Consider the following 19627-nt stretch of genomic DNA (forward strand, 5'->3'; position numbering starts at 1 on the left):
AAGTAGGTGATGCCTGTGTCCCTGATTATGCTAGTAAATATGGTCATCCTGTGTGTGCTTTGTGCACTCGTATTCGGCGGATACCGCGACGGCTTCCTATTAAAGCTGCTGAGCATACTGTCTTTCTTTGTATGCGGCTTTCTGGCATGGTGGGCATCCTCCTATGTCGGCAGTTTTATCCACCTGTATCCCAAGCATGCGCTCCCATTGCAGGATACACCGCTGGAGGCTGTCCTGTATGACAACCTGAATCGCCTGCTCATTTTCGTGATTCTCTTTGTCCTGCTGCAGCTGGCGGTGCTGGTTATAAAGCCGTTTACAAAGGCGGCCAATCATGTACCGGTCGTATCCGGTATCAACCGGCTTCTGGGAGCTGCGCTGGGGGCACTGCAGGCCGTGCTGCTGATGGTGCTGGCTGCCATGGTCTGCCGTCTGCCATTCTGGAAAACCGGGAATGAGATTGCATCCGCATCTCTTTTGCGATACAGCGATGGGATGATGGATGCCCTGACCTTTTATGCCAGGGAACCGCTGCAGGAGTTATCCAGACTGACATCGGCATTGGATGAAAAACAAACGCTCAGTACAGCAGAAAAGGAGAATATCCGCAGCTGGCTGCTGGAGCAGAATATGAAGAAAGAAGACGTGGACACGCTGCTGTCTGCGCTGCAATAGAGGTAAGAATATGAAAGATATGTATGAGCCGTTGGAGCTGCATGAGGTAAAGGAGCAGGTTGCGAAACACGCGTCCTTTTCCCTGGGAAAACAGCTGATTCGACAAATGATGCCGCGCTTTGATGCCCTTTGGGTCAGGCGTGAGCTGGCAAGAGTAAAAGAGGCCTATGCCCTCGTCGTGCGATTTGGGAACATGCCGTTTGGCGGTATCCATGATACGCGTGACAGCATAGAGGCAGCCATGAAGGACATGACACTGACACCGCATGAGCTGCGCGGAATTGCGGATAGTACACGCGGTGTGGAGCAGGTTCGCAAATATATGAAAGCAAGTGATCTGGATACACCACTGATCAAGGAGCTGTGTGATTCCTTTGCGGAGCATCAGCAGCTGGCTTCCTCGATCGATCGCTGCATTTCCTTAAATGCGGAGGTTCTGGATTCCGCAAGCCCGGCATTGAAAAGCATCCGGAAATCCATTTTGTCCTGCAATGCGGATATCAGCAGCGAGGTACAGCGGTTTCTCTCACGCAATGCAAGCAAGCTGATGGATACGATCACGACGATGCGCAACAACCGTACCTGCGTGCTTGTGAAAATCAGTGAGAAAAACAGTGTGGACGGCTTTGTTCACGGAGAGAGTGCTTCCGGTCAGACGGCCTATGTTGAGCCACGCAGTCTGCTGGTGCTCAATAACCGTCTGCAAACGCTGAAAAGTCAGGAGCAGGAGGAAATCACACGCATCCTGTTTGAATTAAGTCAGCAGGTCAAGTCGGTTAGTCATGAGCTGCTGTCCAATCTGGAAACCTTCGCTCTGCTGGACAGTATCTTTGCCCGCGGGCTATGGACGAAGGAAATGGACGGCTGCATTGCCGAGCTGAATACAAAGGATGACCATCTGTATCTGAAGACAGCCAGACATCCGCTGATCGATCCGCAGAAGGTTGTCGCAAATACATACGAAATCCGCTCACCGCATCACAGCCTTCTGATTACCGGAAGCAATACCGGAGGAAAGACGGTGACACTGAAAACCATCGGTCTGTTTGTCGCCCTGACGATGAGCGGTCTGCCGCTGAGTGCGGAGCAGGCCGTCGTACCGCTGTTTGACGCCCTGTATGTGGATATCGGTGACGATCAGTCCATTCAGGAATCCCTGTCCACCTTTTCATCCCATATATCCAAAATGGCGGATATTTGTGATCATGCGACGGCACGCTCTCTCGTCCTTCTGGATGAGCTTGGAAGCGGGACGGACCCGAAGGAGGGGGAACCGCTGGCGGTTGCTGTACTGGATCATCTGCGTGCCATCGGTGCCATGGTGATTGCCACAACCCATTACTCCGCATTGAAAACCTATGGTGCGGATAATGAGGACATCCTGTTGTCCAGTGTGGAATTCGATATGGAAAAAATGCTGCCGACCTACCGGTATATCGAGGGAATCAGCGGACAGTCCAATGCATTTGAAATCGCCCGCCGTTATGGCTTGAAGGAAAGCATCATTCGATTTGCGAGGGAACGCAAGGAAGCGGACCGCAGCAAGGCGGACATCGCGATGGAAAAGCTGGAACAATCCCTGATGGAAAATTACGAGCTGAAGGAAAAGCTGGCTGCCAGACTAAAGGATGTCAGGCAGCTGCAGGCAGATCTGGAGCAGGAGAAAAAACAGCTGGCGCAGCGGCGGGAGGAAATTCTGGAAACGGTCAGAGAGGATGCCAGAAAACAGCTGGAGTCCTCTCTGGAGGAAGCACAGGATATCATTGATGAGCTGAAGCATATGCACAGTGAAGCCAAGCCGCATGAAATCAGTGACCGCAAGGCCAGATTAAAGCAGCTGTCTTCGATGGACGATGCGGAAACAGACGCTACACCGCAAAAGCTGCCTTCCTATCAGGTGGGGGATTATGTAAAAATCAGCAAGCTGAACTATTATGGAGAAATTATTTCCATGAACAAGGATAAGGTCTGCGTACTGGCAAACGGTATGAAAATGAATACAACGCTGCAGGAAATCGAACCGGCTGTGAAGCAGGTGCAGAAAACAAAGAAAAAGGGATACGCCAAGGCAGGCGTGCGCTCCTTTTCCATGGAATGCAACGTCATCGGTATGCGGGTGGCGGAAGCCCTGCCGATCATTGATAAATATCTGGATAATGCAATGCTTGCAAAAGCGAACAATGTCCGCATCATTCACGGTATGGGAACCGGAGCCCTGCGCAAGGGGGTACATGACTTTCTGAAGCGCAATCCGCGTGTGGAGAGCTTTCGCATGGGAGGTCAGGGCGAAGGCGGTCTGGGAGCGACTGTTGTTGTTTTAAAGCAGAAGGGAAGCGGTAAATAATGGCAAATATGGCCAAAATCGAGGATAAGCTGAAAATTCTTCCTGCTATGCCTGGCTGCTATTTAATGAAAAACAAGGACGGAGATATTATTTATGTCGGAAAAGCAAAAAAGCTGAAGCAGCGCGTACGGCAGTATTTTGTCGGCGCTCACGATTTTAAAACCACCCGCCTTGTCAGTAATATCGACGATTTTGAATATATTGTAACATCCAGTGAAAAAGAGGCGCTGCTGCTGGAAATCAATCTGATCAAAAAGCATACACCTCCATACAACATCATGTTTATGGATGATAAATCCTATCCGTATCTGAAGCTCACAAAGGAAAATGCTCCGGTATTAAAGGTGGTGCGCAATACGAAGGACCGTAAGGCCTATTACTTCGGACCATTTCCGGATTCCGGGGCGGCCTGGGAAACGGCAAAGCTGCTGAATCGTATCTATCCGCTGAGAAAGTGCAGGCGGATGCCGAAAAAGGAATGTCTGTACTATCACATGGGACAGTGTCTGGCTCCCTGCATCAGGGACATTGATGAGCGTGTGTATGCGGATATGGTCAGCGGCATTCAGAAATTCATGCGGGGGGATGTCCGGGAGATGCTGGATACCCTGCATCGGGAAATGGAGCAGGCAAGTGAGGAGCTGCTGTTTGAAAAGGCACAGGAGAAGCTGAGCCTGATTCATGCGATTGAGCATGTGACGGCAAAGCAGCAGATCGACTTTAAGGACCGCAAGGACCGGGATGTATTTGGCTATTATGTCGACAAGGGCTATATATCCATTCAGGGCTTTTTCCTGCGTGGAGGAAAGCTGCTGGAGCGTACGCTTTCCATTGAGCCGCTGTATGAGAATGAAGCGGATGCCTTTGTATCCTTTATTCTGCAGTATTATGCGAATAATCCGCTGCCGCAGGAAATTCTAATACCAAAGGAATATGATATTACGCATCTGGAGGAAATTCTGGACACGAAGATATTGCAGCCGCTTCGCGGAGACAAGCTGAAGCTGGTGGATATGGTGCTTGCGAATGCCAAAAATGCGCATGAACAGAAGTTTGAGCTGGTAGAGCGCAAGGAAAGCCGGCGCTATGAGGGGATGGAACAGCTCTGCAATCTGCTGCAGAAGGAGATTCATCGCATCGAGCTGTTTGATAACTCGCATATCTCCGGTACGCACAATGTCAGCGGCATGGTGGTATATCGGGACGGTGAGCCAAGCAAGAAGGACTATCGTACCTTTCGTCTGGGCGAATACATAAGCGACCTTGACTCTATGAAGGAGGTCATCTATCGGCGGTACTTCCGGCTGTTGAAGGAAGGTGCACGCTTTCCCGATCTGCTGATTGTCGATGGAGGCTATCTCCAGATCGAGGCGGCCAGAGAAATTATCGAGGCACTGGATATTCCCTTAACGATCTGCGGACTGGTGAAGGATGACAATCACAGGACGAGCAATCTGATGGATGTGAATGGGAATATTCTGCCGGTAAAACGCGACAGCTCTCTGTTTTTCCTGCTGACCCAGATGCAGGACGAGGTACACCGTTTCGCCATTTCCTATCATCGTAAGCTCAGAGGAAAAGCCATGACGAAGTCCATTCTGGATGAGGTGGAAGGGATTGGTGAAGTCCGGAAAAAGGAAATCTGGAAGCATTTTAAATCCCTGAAACGCCTGAAAGAGGCCACGATTGAGGAAATACGTCAGGTGGTTCCCGAGAAAGTAGCACAAAATATCTACAATATCCTGCATAATACAGACCAAAAATCGGAAGATGCATAAGATAAAGGTAGGTAGGAACGTTAGGGGGTAAGTGCTACGCAAAAAATACTGACGCAACGTGAAAAAGAGGTTTTTGAATTACTGATTGCCAATTACAGCACCAAGGAAATAGCGAAACTGATGAACATATCCGATAAAACGGTTAGAAACCATATATCCAATGTTATGTTGAAGCTTGGAGTAAAAGGAAGAGCCCAGGCGGTCGTGGAGCTGCTGAAATTGGAGGAATTAACGCTTGAATAGGCAGGACGTGAAAACGTTCTGCTTTTCTTCTGCAATACTGCCGAGTATAGCGAATAGATGAGAGCATACAGGATGCAATGCTCCAATGCAAGGGTATGAAGCAGCAGTATGGGAACGTAAATCAATCCGTGTATGAATGCGAACAAAGGAAAAGCTTCTGTTGGTCATGTGTCTTCCTATAGGGAAAGAACAGCTTCTGAAAATTTCCAAATATTGTAAAAAACTATAGTTTTTTGGATTCTTTTGCCGTAAGGATTGATTCTGCCATACAGATGGTGTAGAATGACATAAGACGATGACTCACCGGACAGTCATGCTGTTTACTGACTGCGGGTGACAAAGAAAAATGGAATAGGAAGGAAATACGCATATGAATTATTTTTATACTTATGTGGAGGATGAGCAGGAGGTGTCCAGCCTGCAGCAAATACAAACGGAAATGCAAAGGAAAAACGCGGCTGTCTGCTTTTTTGATTATGGCAGTACAGCGCAGTGGGAACAGCTGCAAGCCGTATGGAAGCAATCGGATATCCTGTACATTCAGGATATTGCACACCTTGCCAGTGAGGTACAGGAGCTGAAGCACAGACTGAGCACTCTGCAAAAAAGCGGCGTTTGTGTCAGGCTGCGCGATGAGCGCAGTGTCGATCTGGAACAGATGCTGCAGCTGATTGACTTTGTGACAGGAACGATTCGCAAGCGCAACTATGCCCTGCAGCTGGAGGGGATTCAAAAGGCACTGGAGAAGAAAAGGAACGGGGAAGGCAGCTACGGCAGACCGAAAATGGTATTACCCCAGGATTTTGAAGAAAATATACGGAAGATCATGCGTAAGGAAATGAAGCATGAGGACTATCAGAAGCAGCTGGGCTTTAAGCGCTCCACCTATTTCAAGATGGTGAAGGAGCTTCGGGACGGCTGGAAAGCACAGGACGAGGAGAATGAAACCGCAACGCTGATTCAAGAGTGAGTATCTTGCTCTTTTTTTCGTTTTGAAAGTCGTGTATAATAAAGAACGAGGTGAGCCTATGCTACTGAAACGAAGTGTGTTTGTCATCCTGCTGATCGCACTGTTCAGCGGATGCTTTTATATCATGAACCAGCATTATGATGAACTGGCCAGATATCCGCATGAGCTGAGTGAGGAGGAACGAAAGCTGGTGCTGTCCCATCTCAGCACCGAGCAGATCAATTATCTGGTATCACAAAAGATAGAACCGAAGCAGTTTCTGCCATTTATCGAAATCAAGGACTTTGAGCTGAATAATACACTCTGGTATGATGTGGCATATCAGACACAGAAGCCGTCGCATACGGAGAGTGACCAGGAGGTTAAGGAATACATCGTGAGCTTTATCAACCGCTACCGTGCGCGTATGGAGTATCAGGAGCTGCATGACCTGCTGATGAACTATACCTATAATGTCCTGACCCGCTTTTTTGATGAGGGGGATCCGAATATTGAAAACGCTCATCTGATTGCGAAGCCCAATGATCCGTATCTGGTGCTGGGCGGTAAAAATACGCTGTATACCTATGAACCGAAGGATCTGGTATCCATCAATGATCTGCCCCACGCCTCCCTTGTTCCGCAGGCCAATGACATCACAATCAAGAAAGAGGTCGTTAAGCCGCTGAAGGAGCTGATGGCGGCTGCAGGGGAAGTCAACCAGAAGGAAAACGGTGATATGAAGGTGATAGCCGGCTATATTTCCTATGAGGATCAGATGAAGCTGTTTGAGAAAGCAAAGCTCGTTTATGGAGAGGATGTGCTGCAGCATTGGGATTATCCGGGACAGAGTGAATTTCAGCTCGGCTATACGGTGCGCCTGCTTCCAAACGGCCTGACGACGGAATTTGATGAGAAAAAGGAAAGCGACAAGGATAAAGATGCAGGAAAGAAGGAGGAAGCGAAGAGCTCGGATAAGAAGGAAAAGAAAAATCCGAGTGAGGAGGAGCGCGATCAGGAAATCTGGCTGAAGGACAACGCCTATAAATTCGGCTTCATTATCCGCTATCCTAAACAGAAGGAGGATGCGACAGGAAAACGCTATCAGCCCTACACCCTGCGCTATGTCGGTAAGGAAATCGCGAAAAAGCTGCATGATGAGGGCTATGTCCTGGATGAAGTGAATATCAGTGATTTGAAGGAGTAAGAACAGGTCGGACCTGTTCTTTTTTCTGTTCCTGCCACATACATTGAACTAGAGGTGAACAACGTATGAAGAAAACCTTCAAGAAACAGATGGCCGTGGTATTCGGGGCCATCGCCATGATCGGATATCTGTCGGTACGCTTTTTCCCGGCACAGGAACAAAGTGCATCCCCGGTGATTTCCACAAAGGATGAAACAAAGCATATGCAGATTTATATGATGGACAGTGATAAGACACTGGTTCCGTTATCCATACCGGTCAGTGAGGAGATGAGCGAGGAGGATAAGCTGGCACTCATGTTTTCCTATATGAGCGGGAAGCAGGAAATCAAGGGCTTTACACCATTGTTTACAAAGGAGTGCACCCTGCAGTCCTCTTCTATCAAAAACGGCATTGTATCCCTGTATTTTGATGATTCTCTGAAAAACTATGATAAGGAGAATGAGCTGCGTATTCTGGAGGCAATCACATGGGGAGCTACGCAGTTTCATGATATCGAGCAGGTAAAGCTCTATCTGAATGATAAACAGCTGACCAGTATGCCGAATGCACAGACACCGATTCCGGAAATCCTCAACCGCAGTATCGGTATCAATCATTTCGAAACCTCAACAACCACATTGCATGACTCTGCCTCCTTGACGGTATTCTATACAAAAAAGGTACAGGGGAATGAATACATGGTTCCCAAAAGTAAGCGGGTTGCACAGAGTCAGGGGGATGCCTTGAAGGCGAGTGTTGAAAACATTCTTTCCGATATCAGTGTCTCCAGTGCGCTTGATCAGCCGCTGTATGCCGATGATATCAAGGTCAGCAGCTTTGATGTTTATGACGGCTCCCTGATTGTGAATCTGAATAAGAATATCCTTGCCAGCAACCGCACGGTGAAGCAGGATGTGTACAATGCCCTGGTGCTATCTCTGGCTGCACTGCCCGGCATTGAAAAGGTCGAGGTACGCGTGGACGGGGTCACGGTTTCACCGAAGGATCAGAAGGAGGATATGGTATCGGTGTATGCTTTGACGTATAATGAGGTACAGTTCTAGCGTATTTAAAAAAAACACTTCTAAATGTCTGCATTTTTTGGTATGATAATAGCGGTGGTAAAAATGAAGATAGTAGTAGTCAGTGACAGTCACGGCCGTGATGATGCGCTGGAATATGTTCTGCAGCAGCATGGGGATGCCTATGCATATATTCACTGCGGAGATATCGATGCGGATCCGGGGGCATTTCCCCGTTTTGTGACGGTTGGCGGTAACAATGATATATTTTATGATTATCCGGATGAGCAGATTTTGAGTATCGGGACTCATCGTATCTTTATTGTACATTCCCATCAGTTTATGTATTCACGCAGAAGCCAGCAGCTGGCGGATGCCGCAAAGGAGCGCAGCTGTGATATTGTCTGTTATGGACATACGCATATCGCGGCGGATGAAACAGTGGATGGTATCCGTTTGATCAATCCCGGATCGCTGTGGCGAAGCAGGGATGGCAGAGGTCCCAGCTATGCGCTGTTAAACATAGATGGTGACACAGTGGATGTACAATTTGAATTTCTGCCGCAAAAGCAGAAGAAAAGCAAGTTTTTCTGGTAGGACAAACCGTACATGATGCGGTTTTTCTTGCGTTATCAGGGTTTCAAATCACAAGGGTGATTGAAATAGATGGAAGATACACAAAGTAAAGAAAGGTGTTAGAGATTATGGAAAGAAAAATAGGAACGGTATCCAGAGGTGTGCGCTGTCCGATTATCCGTGAAGGAGATGATCTGGCTGCCATCGTTTCACAAAGCGTATTGTCAGCTGCAGAAGCGGAGGGCTTTGAACTGCGTGACCGTGATGTTATTGCGGTAACGGAGTCCATCGTTGCCAGAGCACAGGGAAATTATGCGTCAGTGGATGCAATTGCCGCTGATGTTAAGGAAAAGCTGGGAGGAGAAACCATTGGTGTTATGTTCCCGATCCTGAGCCGTAACCGGTTTGCAATCTGTCTGAAGGGAATTGCAAAGGGGGCGAAAAAGGTCGTTCTGATGCTCAGCTACCCAAGCGATGAGGTTGGAAACGAGCTGGTATCCATCGATAAGCTGGATGAAGCCGGAATCAATCCGTACAGCGATGTCCTGAGTCTGGAAACATATCGGAAGCTCTTTGGTGAAAACCGTCATGAATTTACCGGAATTGACTATGTGAGCTACTATGGTGATCTGATCCGATCCTGCGGTGCCGAGGTGGAAATCATTTTCGCCAACCATCCAAAGGAAATTCTTAAGTATACAAAAAATGTTCTAACCTGTGACATTCACACAAGAGCTAGAACAAAACGCATCCTGAAAGCAAACGGTGCCGAGCGTGTCTGCGGCCTGGATGATATTATGACGGCATCCGTTGACGGGTCCGGATACAATGAAGCCTTTGGTCTTTTGGGATCCAACAAATCTACAGAGGACATGGTGAAGCTGTTTCCGAGAAACTGCCAGCCGCTGGTACAGGATATTCAGAAGCAGGTACTGCAGGCATGCGGGAAGCATGTGGAGGTTATGGTGTACGGTGACGGTGCCTTTAAGGATCCTGTCGGGAAAATCTGGGAGCTTGCGGACCCTTGTGTTTCTCCTGCATACACCCCAGGACTGGAGGGGACTCCGAATGAACTGAAGCTGAAATATCTGGCAGACAATGATTTTGCACAGCTGAAGGGAGAGGAGCTGCAGAAGGCAATCGAGGCGAAAATCCGTGAAAAGGAAGACAACCTGGTCGGAAACATGGCTTCTCAGGGAACAACTCCAAGACGTTTGACAGACTTGATCGGCTCTCTCTGTGATCTGACGAGCGGTTCCGGAGACAAAGGAACACCGATCGTACTCGTTCAGGGATATTTCGATAATTTCACAAACTAAAGGGTGAACAGCTGATACATAAAGCACCATTGCGCGGCAATGGTGTTTTGCTGTACACGCGTTAAGGAATTATAATCGAAGCAGCTGCCTGTGCTGCCGACTTTATCAGAAGGGGACGTTTACGATAGATGTCATCAGCATCGTGAAGAAAATCTGAAAGGGACAGGACAGGCGTATAAAAGTCCGCAATTGTTCTGAACATCGCAATAAACACAGACTTTCGAAAAAGAAACGGCGCAAGGTGGTGGTATGCATGATACGTGTGGATGCGAGAAGGAAGCTTTTCTTTATAATGAAATATCATAGCTTTGTACAGCTAGGAAACAGGTACATGAATGGATATTGTATGGGAATGCTCAGCAGGCAGGGGTCTGCTGTTTTTAATTTATGATTAGAAAACAGTCGTTTCAGTCTGTAATTTGTATTTGATCTCATAATTGTGTAAGGCATCAATAAAGGAATGAGCGCGGTTCTATTTCTGACAGGACTGCATACCATAGGATAGAGGTGATGCTATGTCGTTTTTATCGTTTCAGGAGTTTCTCACGTATTTTTCAAAGGATATAACCATGCTTGCTCATAGCGGACAGCTGGAAGGGTATCTGAAGCAGTATGTGGATTTCTGCAGTAAGCATCATATCCAGCCCAATCTGCTTGAATTGCACAGGGAGTATGCGAACATGCATGTCTGAGTGTCGAAGCCTGCCGGTTTTTATCGGTTTGCGTATGGCGAATATCGACAGATTCATAACATAGCCAGGTGTATACTGTGCCATGAAGGAGGGATGCTTGTATGGAGAGCTATGTAGAGGTCAGTATGCTGCATAACACCGCAACCATTCTGCTGTCATTTTTAATGGCATCCTATGCCTGTGTACAACCGCTGCCGATACGGAAAATGCTGGTTTATGCACTTGCTCTCAGCATACCGGGCTGTCTGCTGTTCTTTCCTGGCTCCTGGCTGTTTCTGGTGCTGGAGGAAGTCGTCTTTTTTTTCTGGCAGTTTCGTTTCTGTGCCAAAAGCTGGATGATGATGCAGGGAATCCGCATACTCTGGTACATGACATCCTTTGCGTTTTATCAGGGTGGTTTTCATAACTTTCTCTGGTTTGTCCCGCTCCATGCGTCGGTGTACTGGCTGTGGCTGGTATATGGCGGAATGTTCCTTCTGCTCCATGTGAAATGGAAGGATATGCTGGCACGCATGAATTACCTGTACCGACTGCAGATTGAGCTTGCGGATACGACGCTGCATTTGAAGGGATGGCTGGACAGCGGAAATCTGCTGAGCTATGAAGGAATACCGGTCCTGTTTATTTCTTCCTCCTATGAGACATATTTTAAGAAACAGGACATAGAATTGGTAGTAATGAATACCGTTGACGATACCTCTGTCATACGCTGCTATGCATGCTTGGCGGCGATAGAGGGATGCCATAAGCACAGGGTGCTGGTCTGCTGCAGAAACCATGTAAGCCTTCCGCTGAACTGCGAAGTATTGCTGAACATGAATATGATGACACTGGGGTGATGATGATGAAAAAACTGCTGCAACTCATTCGCTTTTTATTTATTAAACAGGATGTCATGGAGGTCTATTACATCCAGGGAAATGATGTACTTCCCAAGCCGCTGGACAAGGAAGAGGAGCTGGCTGCACTGATTGCTCTGGAAAACGGAGATGAGGAGGCCCGCAACACACTGATTGAACATAATCTTCGCCTTGTCGTATACATCGCAAAGCGCTATGAAACCAATCCGATTTTTATGGAGGATCTGATCAGTATCGGAAGCATCGGGCTGATCAAGGCGGTCAATACCTTTAAACGGGATAAGAATATCAAGCTGGTGACCTATGCATCACGCTGTATTGAAAATGAAATCCTGATGTTTCTGCGCAAGAAAAGCCGCCGCAAGGTGGAGGTCAGCTTCGATGAACCACTCAATATTGATTATGACGGAAATGAGCTTCTGCTCTCGGATATTCTGGGAACCGATGATGATGTCGTGACCAAGGAGTTTGAAAAAAAGGAAAACAAGCGGGAGCTGCTGGAGGCGATGTCGACGCTGAAGGAGCGGGAACGCCAGATATTGCAGATGCGCTACGGCATTCAGCATGAAGAGCTGACCCAGAAGGATATCGCCAAGCGTCTGGGTATCTCCCAGTCCTATATATCCCGTTTGGAAAAGCGCATTATCGCCAAGCTGAAGGTACAGATGAAGAACTCACAGTAAAACAACGGTTCAGCTGCAGCAACGGATTATGAAATTTGAAAAAATACGAGGAACCATGCACTGAAAAAAACCTTATAAGCAGTCGGACAGACGTTTGATCCGGCTGTTTTTATCTTACTATTGTCAAGACTGTTTTCCTTCCAATTACTTACAGGAAAAGCTGCCTGCTTTTACGCATAACAAAGAAACGGCTCGGGCACACTGCTAGTACAGACACTAGGAGGCAAAGAGCATATGAGTCGTTATAAAGTAGAAATCAGCGGTATCAATACCGCACAGTTAAAGGTCTTGACAAATGCAGAAATGAAGGAGCTGTTTGTGAAGCTCCAGCAGGGCGATGAAAGTGCCAAGGAAACACTGATCAATGGAAATCTGAAGCTGGTGCTGTCCATTGTGCAGCGCTTTTCCAATCGCTGTGAAAATATGGATGATCTGTTTCAGGTTGGCTGCATCGGGCTTGTGAAGTCCATCGACAATTTTGATCTGAAGCATGAAGTGCGCTTTTCCACCTATGCGGTACCGATGATCATGGGTGAAATCAAACGCTATCTGCGCGATAATCAGGTAATCCGGGTATCCCGCCATTTAAAGGATCTGGCGTATCGGGCCTTCAAGCTGAAGGAGGAGTATGTACATAAGCATCAAAAGGAGCCAAGTGTTTCCTGGCTTGCCCAGCAGCTGGAGGTTAAGGAAAAGGATATCGTGGATGCACTGGATTCCACACAGAGTGTGCTTTCCATCTTTGAACCGGTATACAATTCGGACGGAGATGAGCTGTTTTTGCTGGATCAGATCAAGGATGACAAGGATGAAATCGAGCGTCTGAACAATTTGATGGCGTTAAAGCGCAGTCTGACACGCTTAAAGGGGAAGGAGCTGGATATCATACAGAAACGCTATTATCAGGATATGACGCAGACAGAGATTGCCGGAGAGCTGGGCATCTCGCAGGCACAGGTGTCACGTCTGGAAAAAAACGCCATTGCAGTTTTGAAAAAAGAATTTGATTCCTAGGCAACACCTGCGGGTGAAGGGCATATACTGAAACAGGTGATAGAATTGAAATATACGGATATTTGCGGAAGACAGGTCATCAATGTGATGGATGGCAGTATGATCGGACTCGTCAATGATGTGGAATTTGATCCATGCACGTATGTGATTCATTCCATATTTGTCCATCCCACGCAGTCCTTTGTGAAAAAGCTGTTTCCCTGGTTCTTCCCGTGTGATGAAATTGAGATTCCCACGCAGGAAATCGAAAATATCGCGGGTGATGTTATTCTTGTGAAATTTCGATGCTGAAGTTTTTTTACAAAAAGGAGGGCTTTTGAAACAGTTTGCGGCACTTGTATAAATTTCATGAAAAATCCCTTTTTATAAAGGGATTTTTGTGCTAGAATATACATAATGTATAGGAGGGACGCGTAAATGAGCATCAGTCAGAAATTCAAAGAATTTATAGCGCCAATGGATGAAGATGACGTTTTAGAAGTAGAACAGGAAGAGGATACTCCTTCTATTTCTGAATATGAAAGACCGAAATCAAAAGTAAATCACTTGCCAACCGATACGAAAATGGTTCTGTTTGAGCCTCGTTCCTTTGATGAGTCCGAAGAAATCGCAAAACGCCTGAAGGAAAACAAGGCGGCTGTTGTCAATCTGCACAAGCTGCAGCGTGACTATGCACAGCGTACCATTGATTTTTTAACCGGTGTAATCTTCGCTCTGGATGGAAGCATTCAGAAGATCGGGCATAATGTGATTCTGTGTACGCCGCGCAGCGTGGCGGTACATGGGGAAATCAGCCTTGACGCAAGCGAGGAAGACTAACCATTGTCTGTCGCAATAGAGCATTATCGGGGTAACGAGGAATTCGTCCGGCGCCTGCAGGATCAGATTGATCGCATGGAACGCTGGAACCGGGTTGTTGTTACACCCTTTTTTTCGCCTGATCAGATACAGATAGCCGAACGCTTTTGCGGACATCGGATTTTGTATCGCAAAGATGGCGGCTATGCGCAGGCCGAACGCTGCCGGCTTGCTTTTCTGCCCTGGGAGGAAGAGGTACAGATTCCTGTGCTTCATCTAAAGGCGAAGATTTCTTACAGCTTTGGAAAGCTGGCACACCGTGATGTGCTCGGGGCGTTGATGAATCTGGGGATTGAGCGGGATAAAACCGGGGATCTTATCGTTGAACAGGATGCGGTGCATATGTTTGTGGATCCGGATATCGGCAATTATCTGATTGCCAATCTGACGCAAATCAAACGCTGTGCCGTCCATCTGGAGCCGAGTGAGGAGTCTGTCAGCTATGAACCGGATATTGCCTACAAATCACTGATAGTATCCTCTCTTCGACTGGATACGCTGGTCGCTGCGCTCGCCAGACTCAGCAGGGCAAAGGCTGCAGATCTCATACGGAGCAAACAGGTAAAAGTTGATCATGTAATACTTGAACAAACGTCCTATTTGTGCGATAATACTTGTGTTATTTCCATTCGCGGACATGGAAGATTCCAGCTGAAAGAGGTTGTGAAGGAAACAAAAAAGGGAAATCTTGTCATAGAGGTTGGCATGTATCAGTGAATAGGAGAGGGATTATGGACAGATACGCATTTGATACAATGAAAAATGGATATAATCGCTATCAGGTGGAGGATTACATTCAGACACAGAAGCTGCAGATGGAAAGCCTTCAGAAAAAACTGGAAAAAGCCAACTTACTGAAAGAAGAACTAACCAGAGAATATCAGGAGCTGGAAACACGCTACCGGGATGTCAGTGAGAATCTCGAGGTCAAGGAAAAAGCTGCGGACGAAATGACACGCATGGCGATGAAGGAAGCAAATATGATCGTCGATACGGCACACCGCAATGCCGATGCCATTGTAAAGGAATCCTTAATGATGGCGCGTGGAATTTTGATGGAGGTGGCCCGCCTTGGAGATGAGGCGAACGATCTGAAGGGCAGTATGCGTAAGGAACTGCAGAAAATCACGCAGGCACTGGATGATTTTGAAACCCCTGAAATACCGGATCTTGATTTATTGAAAAAAGAAATATAAATGCTGAGATAAAGACATGCTTCTATATGTGGACTTGAAGAGAGCTGACGGTTGGTGAGAGTCGGCAGGAAGGATATAGAAGATATCACTTTGGAGCAGATTTCCTGAAAGCAGTAGGGAAATACGATACGCTTGTCGTTATAAGCTGAGGGCACATGAGCTTCATGTGAACTAAGGTGGTACCGCGTTACAAGACGTCCTTAGATAGAAGGCGTCTTTTTTTCATAAAAGGAGGAAATGATATGGAATACAAGGATACACTGTTAATGCCGAAGACAAGGTTTGAAATGCGTGGAAAATTACCGACAAAGGAGCCAAACTTTCAGAAGCGCTGGAAGGAAAGCGAAATCTATGAAAAAATGCTGGAGAACCGTGAGGGCTGTGAAGCGTTTGTTTTGCATGACGGGCCACCGTATGCGAACGGGGATATCCATCTGGGACATGCCCTGAATAAGATTTTGAAGGATGTCATCATCCGTAACCGCTATATGGCCGGTTACAAGGTGCCGTATGTGCCGGGCTGGGATACGCATGGTCTGCCGATTGAAACTGCAATTCAGAAGCTGGGACATAACCGCAAGGAGATGGAATTATCCGATTTCCGCAAGCTGTGCTATGACTATGCTCTGGAACAGGTGGACCGTCAGAAAAAGGGATTTTTATCACTGGGTGTTGTCGGCGATTACGATCATCCGTATATCACACTGACCAAGGATTTTGAAGCACATCAGATTGAAATTTTTGCCTCCATGGCGATGGACGGTCTGATTTATAAGGGATTGAAGCCGGTTTACTGGAGTCCTTCCAGTGAAACCGCACTGGCGGAAGCGGAAATTGAATACAAGAATATCAAAAGTCCGACGATTTTCGTGAAATTTGCGGTGAAGGATGGCAAGGGCGTTCTGGACAGCGATACTTCCTTTGTCATCTGGACAACGACACCATGGACCATTCCTGCCAATCTGGGAATCTGTCTGAATAAGGACTACACCTATGCGCTTGTGGAAAGCGAAAAGGGCAAGCTGATCGTTCTGGAAGAGCTGGTGGATGCGTTGTGGGAGAAGTTTGGTCTGGAAACAAAGAAGAAGCTGGCAACCTATAAGGGAAGCGAGCTGGAAATGATCACCTGTCAGCACCCGCTGTATGATCGCGAATCCCTGGTAATTCTGGGGGATCATGTAACGGCAGATGCAGGTACCGGCTGTGTACATACGGCACCGGGCTTTGGTGCCGATGACTTCTTCATCGGACAGAAATACGGTCTGCCTGCGTATTGCAATGTGGATGAGCACGGCTGCATGATGGAGGATGCCGGTGACTGGCTGAAGGGACAGTATGTCGATGATGCGAACAAGACGGTAACACAGAGACTGGATGCAATGGGCGCATTGTTAAAGCTGGAGTTCATTACGCACTCCTATCCGCATGACTGGAGAACAAAGAAGCCGATTATCTTCCGTGCAACAACGCAGTGGTTTGCGTCCATTGATAAGATTCGTGAAAAGCTGCTGACAGAGATTGCGAATGTTGACTGGATTCCGAAGTGGGGACAGCAGCGCATGCACAATATGATTGCCGATCGCGGTGACTGGTGTATTTCCCGTCAGCGTGCATGGGGTGTTCCGATTCCGATTTTCTATGCGGAGGATGATACGCCGATTATGGATGAGGCTGTATTTGCCCATGTGGCAGAGCTGTTCCGTGAGCATGGCAGCAATATCTGGTTTGAAAAGGAAGCGAAGGAGCTGTTGCCGCAGGGCTATACACATACAGGCTCCCCAAATGGAGAATTCCGCAAGGAAACCGATACGATGGATGTATGGTTTGACTCCGGAAGCTCTCATACCGGTGCCATGATGGAACGCGGACTGGGCTATCCTGCCGATCTGTATTTCGAGGGCAGCGATCAGTATCGCGGATGGTTCAATTCCTCCTTGATCATCGGTACAGCTGTACATGGACACTCTCCTTACAAGCAGGTACTGAGCCACGGCTTCGTTATGGATGGCAAGGGTGTGAAAATGAGCAAATCACAGTGGAATGCGGTAGCACCGGGAGAAATCACGAAAAAATACGGTGCGGATATCCTGCGTCTGTGGGCGACAAGTGTCGATTATCAGGCGGACTGCAGTATGTCGGATGAGATTTTGAAGCAGATCAGTGAGCAGTACCGCAAGGTGCGCAATACGTTCCGCTTCATGCTTGCCAATGTCAATCCGGAAGAGGATTTCACAAAAGAGGATCTTGTGGATATCAACGAGCTGCCGGAGCTGGACAAATATATTCTGGTCCTGTTGAATGAAGTGAATGAAAAAGCAATAAAGGCATATAAGGAATACCGTTTTGCGGATATCACCAATATGCTGAGCAATCTGATGACGAACGAGCTGTCTGCCTATTACATGGATTATACAAAGGATATCCTGTATATTGAGAAAAAGGATGCGCCTAGACGTCGTCAGGTACAGACGGTGCTGTGGCATGCGGTCAATACGCTGGTTCGCCTGTGGGCACCCATCCTCGTGCACACCTGTGAGGAGGTCAACGACTTCTTCCATACCGAAGCAGAAAGTATCCATCTGGGAAGCTTTGCACAGGCACTGGATGTACAGGGTGCTGATACAATCAAAGCGGATATGGAACGCATGATGGCAATTCGCCAGGATATTTTCAAGGCCCTGGAGGAAGCACGTGCGGAAAAGGTGATTGGTAAGTCTCTGGAAGCACATGTGATGATCAATGTGAGCGATGAAGACCGTGCACTGATTGAGAAGCTGTGCGGAAATCATTTCAACCAGTGGCTGATCGTTTCCAAGGTCAGCTTCTCCGTGGATGAATTGAAGCAGTATGAAGTGTGTCAGGTAGAAGTTGAGAAGTGTGAAGGCAAGGTTTGTCCAAGATGCTGGAATATTACGGATTCCCATGCGGAGGATGGCCTTTGTGAGCGCTGTGCAGAGGTGCTGAAATAGCTTACGACGTAAGTTTGGATAATTATGGAATGTTGACGACAGATGAACAGCAGTTTGTCTGTCATTTTTCATGCTTTTATAAAAAAGTTGCTGTTTTCTATGGAAAAGACATAAGAAATACAGTAAAATAACGGGGTGATTAAACAAAGGGAAGCCATACATGTATCGTACGGTGATTCTGATATAAGGAGAGCATTATGGAAATAACATCACTGACCAATGCAAAGGTAAAACAATGGGCAAAATTAAAGGAAAAGAAATATCGGGAAAAGGATCAGCGATTTCTGGTAGAAGGGGAACATCTGATTGAAGAAGCTGCGAGAGCCGGCTTGGTCGAGGCTGTACTTGTGGGGATTGGAAAAGCACATACATTTGTGGAATATCCGGTGTATGAGGTCACAAAGGACATTCTGCGGAAGCTGGAAAGCAGTGTATCCGGAACCTGGATTATGGCTGTATGCCGTATGCCGCAATACCATGATGCAGAATTTGGTAAACGGGTTATCGTACTGGATGATGTGCAGGATCCGGGGAATGTCGGAACCATTATTCGAACTGCCGTATCCTTTGGATATGATGCAGTCCTGCTATCTGCACACAGCTGTGATGTATACAATGAAAAGGTGATACGTTCCACACAGGGAGCCTTGTTTCACATTCCGGTGATTCGAGGTGATGTGCAGGCTATGCTGATGAGTTTGAAGCAGAAGGGTAACAGAATTCTTGCGACTTCTCTGCACAATGCCTCGGCACTTCGTGAAATTGCAGTGCCTGATGCATTTGCACTTGTGTTTGGCAATGAAGGAAAGGGTGTCAGCGAGGAGGTTCTGCGGTTGGCGGATACTCATGTGTTTATCGAGATGCATACCTTTGAATCCTTGAATGTTGCTGTTGCGGCAGGAATCTGCATGTATGCGTTTAAAAAATGAGGAACGCAGCTAAAATAATCGTTTTGGAATCGGAAGAGGTGTATGGTAATTATCACATCAGTATCACACGAAGTTTTAGTTTGAATGCTTATAGCTGAAAAATAATATAAAAATATGACAAAAAAAACTTTCCCTGTTTCTTCTATTAATATAAACGTTAAGATTTTGGCAATGCAGAAGGGCTTTTGTGGAAATTTGGCTGACTTTTCATACCTTAAATGTCTATGAACCTGAACTATTATGGAATGGGGGATTAGCATAATTCACAGGTGAGAATGGAGTTTTCTGCATATCCTGCATAGAAAACAGCTGATTATGAAAATTACCTGTT

The 19627-nt window shown here is 47.1% G+C and carries 19 protein-coding genes and 1 other annotated feature; all 19 genes read left to right on the forward strand.

The window, feature by feature from the left end; translation table 11 throughout:
* Nucleotides 1–27: 27 nt before the first annotated feature.
* Entirely contained in the window at nt 28–675 is a 648-nt protein-coding gene (locus tag KSZ58_RS06930; RefSeq protein WP_224720952.1) for a CvpA family protein, read from the forward strand.
* Between the two features lie 10 nt (nt 676–685).
* Entirely contained in the window at nt 686–3019 is a 2334-nt protein-coding gene (locus tag KSZ58_RS06935; protein WP_009269207.1) for an endonuclease MutS2, read from the forward strand.
* The gene (gene uvrC, locus KSZ58_RS06940) at nt 3019–4797 is read left to right on the forward strand and encodes an excinuclease ABC subunit UvrC (protein WP_009269206.1); all 1779 of its coding nucleotides are present in this window, start codon (nt 3019–3021) and stop codon (nt 4795–4797) included. The genes KSZ58_RS06935 and uvrC overlap by 1 nt, the downstream gene beginning before the upstream one ends.
* Before the next feature lie 48 nt (nt 4798–4845).
* Nucleotides 4846–5040, forward strand: coding sequence for a helix-turn-helix transcriptional regulator (locus KSZ58_RS06945; RefSeq protein ID WP_079747667.1), 195 nt, complete (start codon nt 4846–4848; stop codon nt 5038–5040).
* Nucleotides 5041–5410: 370 nt separating this feature from the next.
* On the forward strand, nt 5411–6010 hold the full coding sequence (locus KSZ58_RS06950; RefSeq protein WP_009269205.1) for a hypothetical protein: 600 nt from the start codon (nt 5411–5413) through the stop codon (nt 6008–6010).
* A gap of 58 nt (nt 6011–6068) precedes the next feature.
* On the forward strand, nt 6069–7196 hold the full coding sequence (locus tag KSZ58_RS06955; RefSeq protein WP_009269204.1) for a M15 family metallopeptidase: 1128 nt from the start codon (nt 6069–6071) through the stop codon (nt 7194–7196).
* A gap of 65 nt (nt 7197–7261) precedes the next feature.
* Entirely contained in the window at nt 7262–8242 is a 981-nt protein-coding gene (locus tag KSZ58_RS06960; RefSeq protein WP_008817430.1) for a GerMN domain-containing protein, read from the forward strand.
* Between the two features lie 63 nt (nt 8243–8305).
* Entirely contained in the window at nt 8306–8797 is a 492-nt protein-coding gene (locus KSZ58_RS06965) for a metallophosphoesterase (RefSeq protein WP_002608788.1), read from the forward strand.
* A gap of 107 nt (nt 8798–8904) precedes the next feature.
* Nucleotides 8905–10095 carry a coenzyme F420-0:L-glutamate ligase gene (locus KSZ58_RS06970; protein ID WP_008817429.1) on the forward strand — a complete coding sequence of 397 codons (1191 nt, stop codon included), beginning with the start codon at nt 8905–8907 and terminating at the stop codon, nt 10093–10095.
* Nucleotides 10096–10610: 515 nt separating this feature from the next.
* Complete coding sequence (locus KSZ58_RS06975) at nt 10611–10787, forward strand: hypothetical protein (protein ID WP_008817428.1); 177 nt, start codon at nt 10611–10613, stop codon at nt 10785–10787.
* A gap of 101 nt (nt 10788–10888) precedes the next feature.
* Nucleotides 10889–11626: a sigma-E processing peptidase SpoIIGA gene (locus tag KSZ58_RS06980; protein WP_009269203.1), complete on the forward strand. Its 738-nt coding sequence runs from the start codon at nt 10889–10891 to the stop codon at nt 11624–11626.
* Entirely contained in the window at nt 11626–12330 is a 705-nt protein-coding gene (sigK, locus tag KSZ58_RS06985) for an RNA polymerase sporulation sigma factor SigK (RefSeq protein WP_002608792.1), read from the forward strand. Before KSZ58_RS06980 ends, sigK begins: the two co-directional genes overlap by 1 nt.
* Nucleotides 12331–12564: 234 nt before the next feature.
* Nucleotides 12565–13344 carry a SigB/SigF/SigG family RNA polymerase sigma factor gene (locus KSZ58_RS06990; protein ID WP_009269202.1) on the forward strand — a complete coding sequence of 260 codons (780 nt, stop codon included), beginning with the start codon at nt 12565–12567 and terminating at the stop codon, nt 13342–13344.
* A gap of 36 nt (nt 13345–13380) precedes the next feature.
* The gene (locus tag KSZ58_RS06995; protein WP_224720950.1) at nt 13381–13635 is read left to right on the forward strand and encodes a PRC-barrel domain-containing protein; all 255 of its coding nucleotides are present in this window, start codon (nt 13381–13383) and stop codon (nt 13633–13635) included.
* Nucleotides 13636–13761: 126 nt separating this feature from the next.
* Nucleotides 13762–14163: a cell division protein SepF gene (locus KSZ58_RS07000; protein ID WP_002608795.1), complete on the forward strand. Its 402-nt coding sequence runs from the start codon at nt 13762–13764 to the stop codon at nt 14161–14163.
* A gap of 3 nt (nt 14164–14166) precedes the next feature.
* The gene (locus KSZ58_RS07005) at nt 14167–14919 is read left to right on the forward strand and encodes an RNA-binding protein (RefSeq protein ID WP_002608796.1); all 753 of its coding nucleotides are present in this window, start codon (nt 14167–14169) and stop codon (nt 14917–14919) included.
* Between the two features lie 14 nt (nt 14920–14933).
* Nucleotides 14934–15398 (forward strand): DivIVA domain-containing protein, encoded by a 465-nt coding sequence (locus tag KSZ58_RS07010; RefSeq protein ID WP_008817426.1) that lies wholly within the window; start codon nt 14934–14936, stop codon nt 15396–15398.
* Nucleotides 15395–15603 (forward strand) — a binding site (T-box leader). Its footprint overlaps the gene before it by 4 nt.
* 37 nt (nt 15604–15640) lie before the next feature.
* Nucleotides 15641–18367: an isoleucine--tRNA ligase gene (gene ileS / locus KSZ58_RS07015; RefSeq protein ID WP_009269201.1), complete on the forward strand. Its 2727-nt coding sequence runs from the start codon at nt 15641–15643 to the stop codon at nt 18365–18367.
* 197 nt (nt 18368–18564) lie between these two features.
* Nucleotides 18565–19296 (forward strand): RNA methyltransferase, encoded by a 732-nt coding sequence (locus KSZ58_RS07020; RefSeq protein ID WP_009269200.1) that lies wholly within the window; start codon nt 18565–18567, stop codon nt 19294–19296.
* Nucleotides 19297–19627 lie beyond the last annotated feature (331 nt).

The organism is Erysipelatoclostridium sp. DFI.2.3 (assembly GCF_019132535.1).
GTDB lineage: Bacteria > Bacillota_I > Bacilli_A > Erysipelotrichales > Erysipelotrichaceae > Clostridium_AQ > Clostridium_AQ innocuum.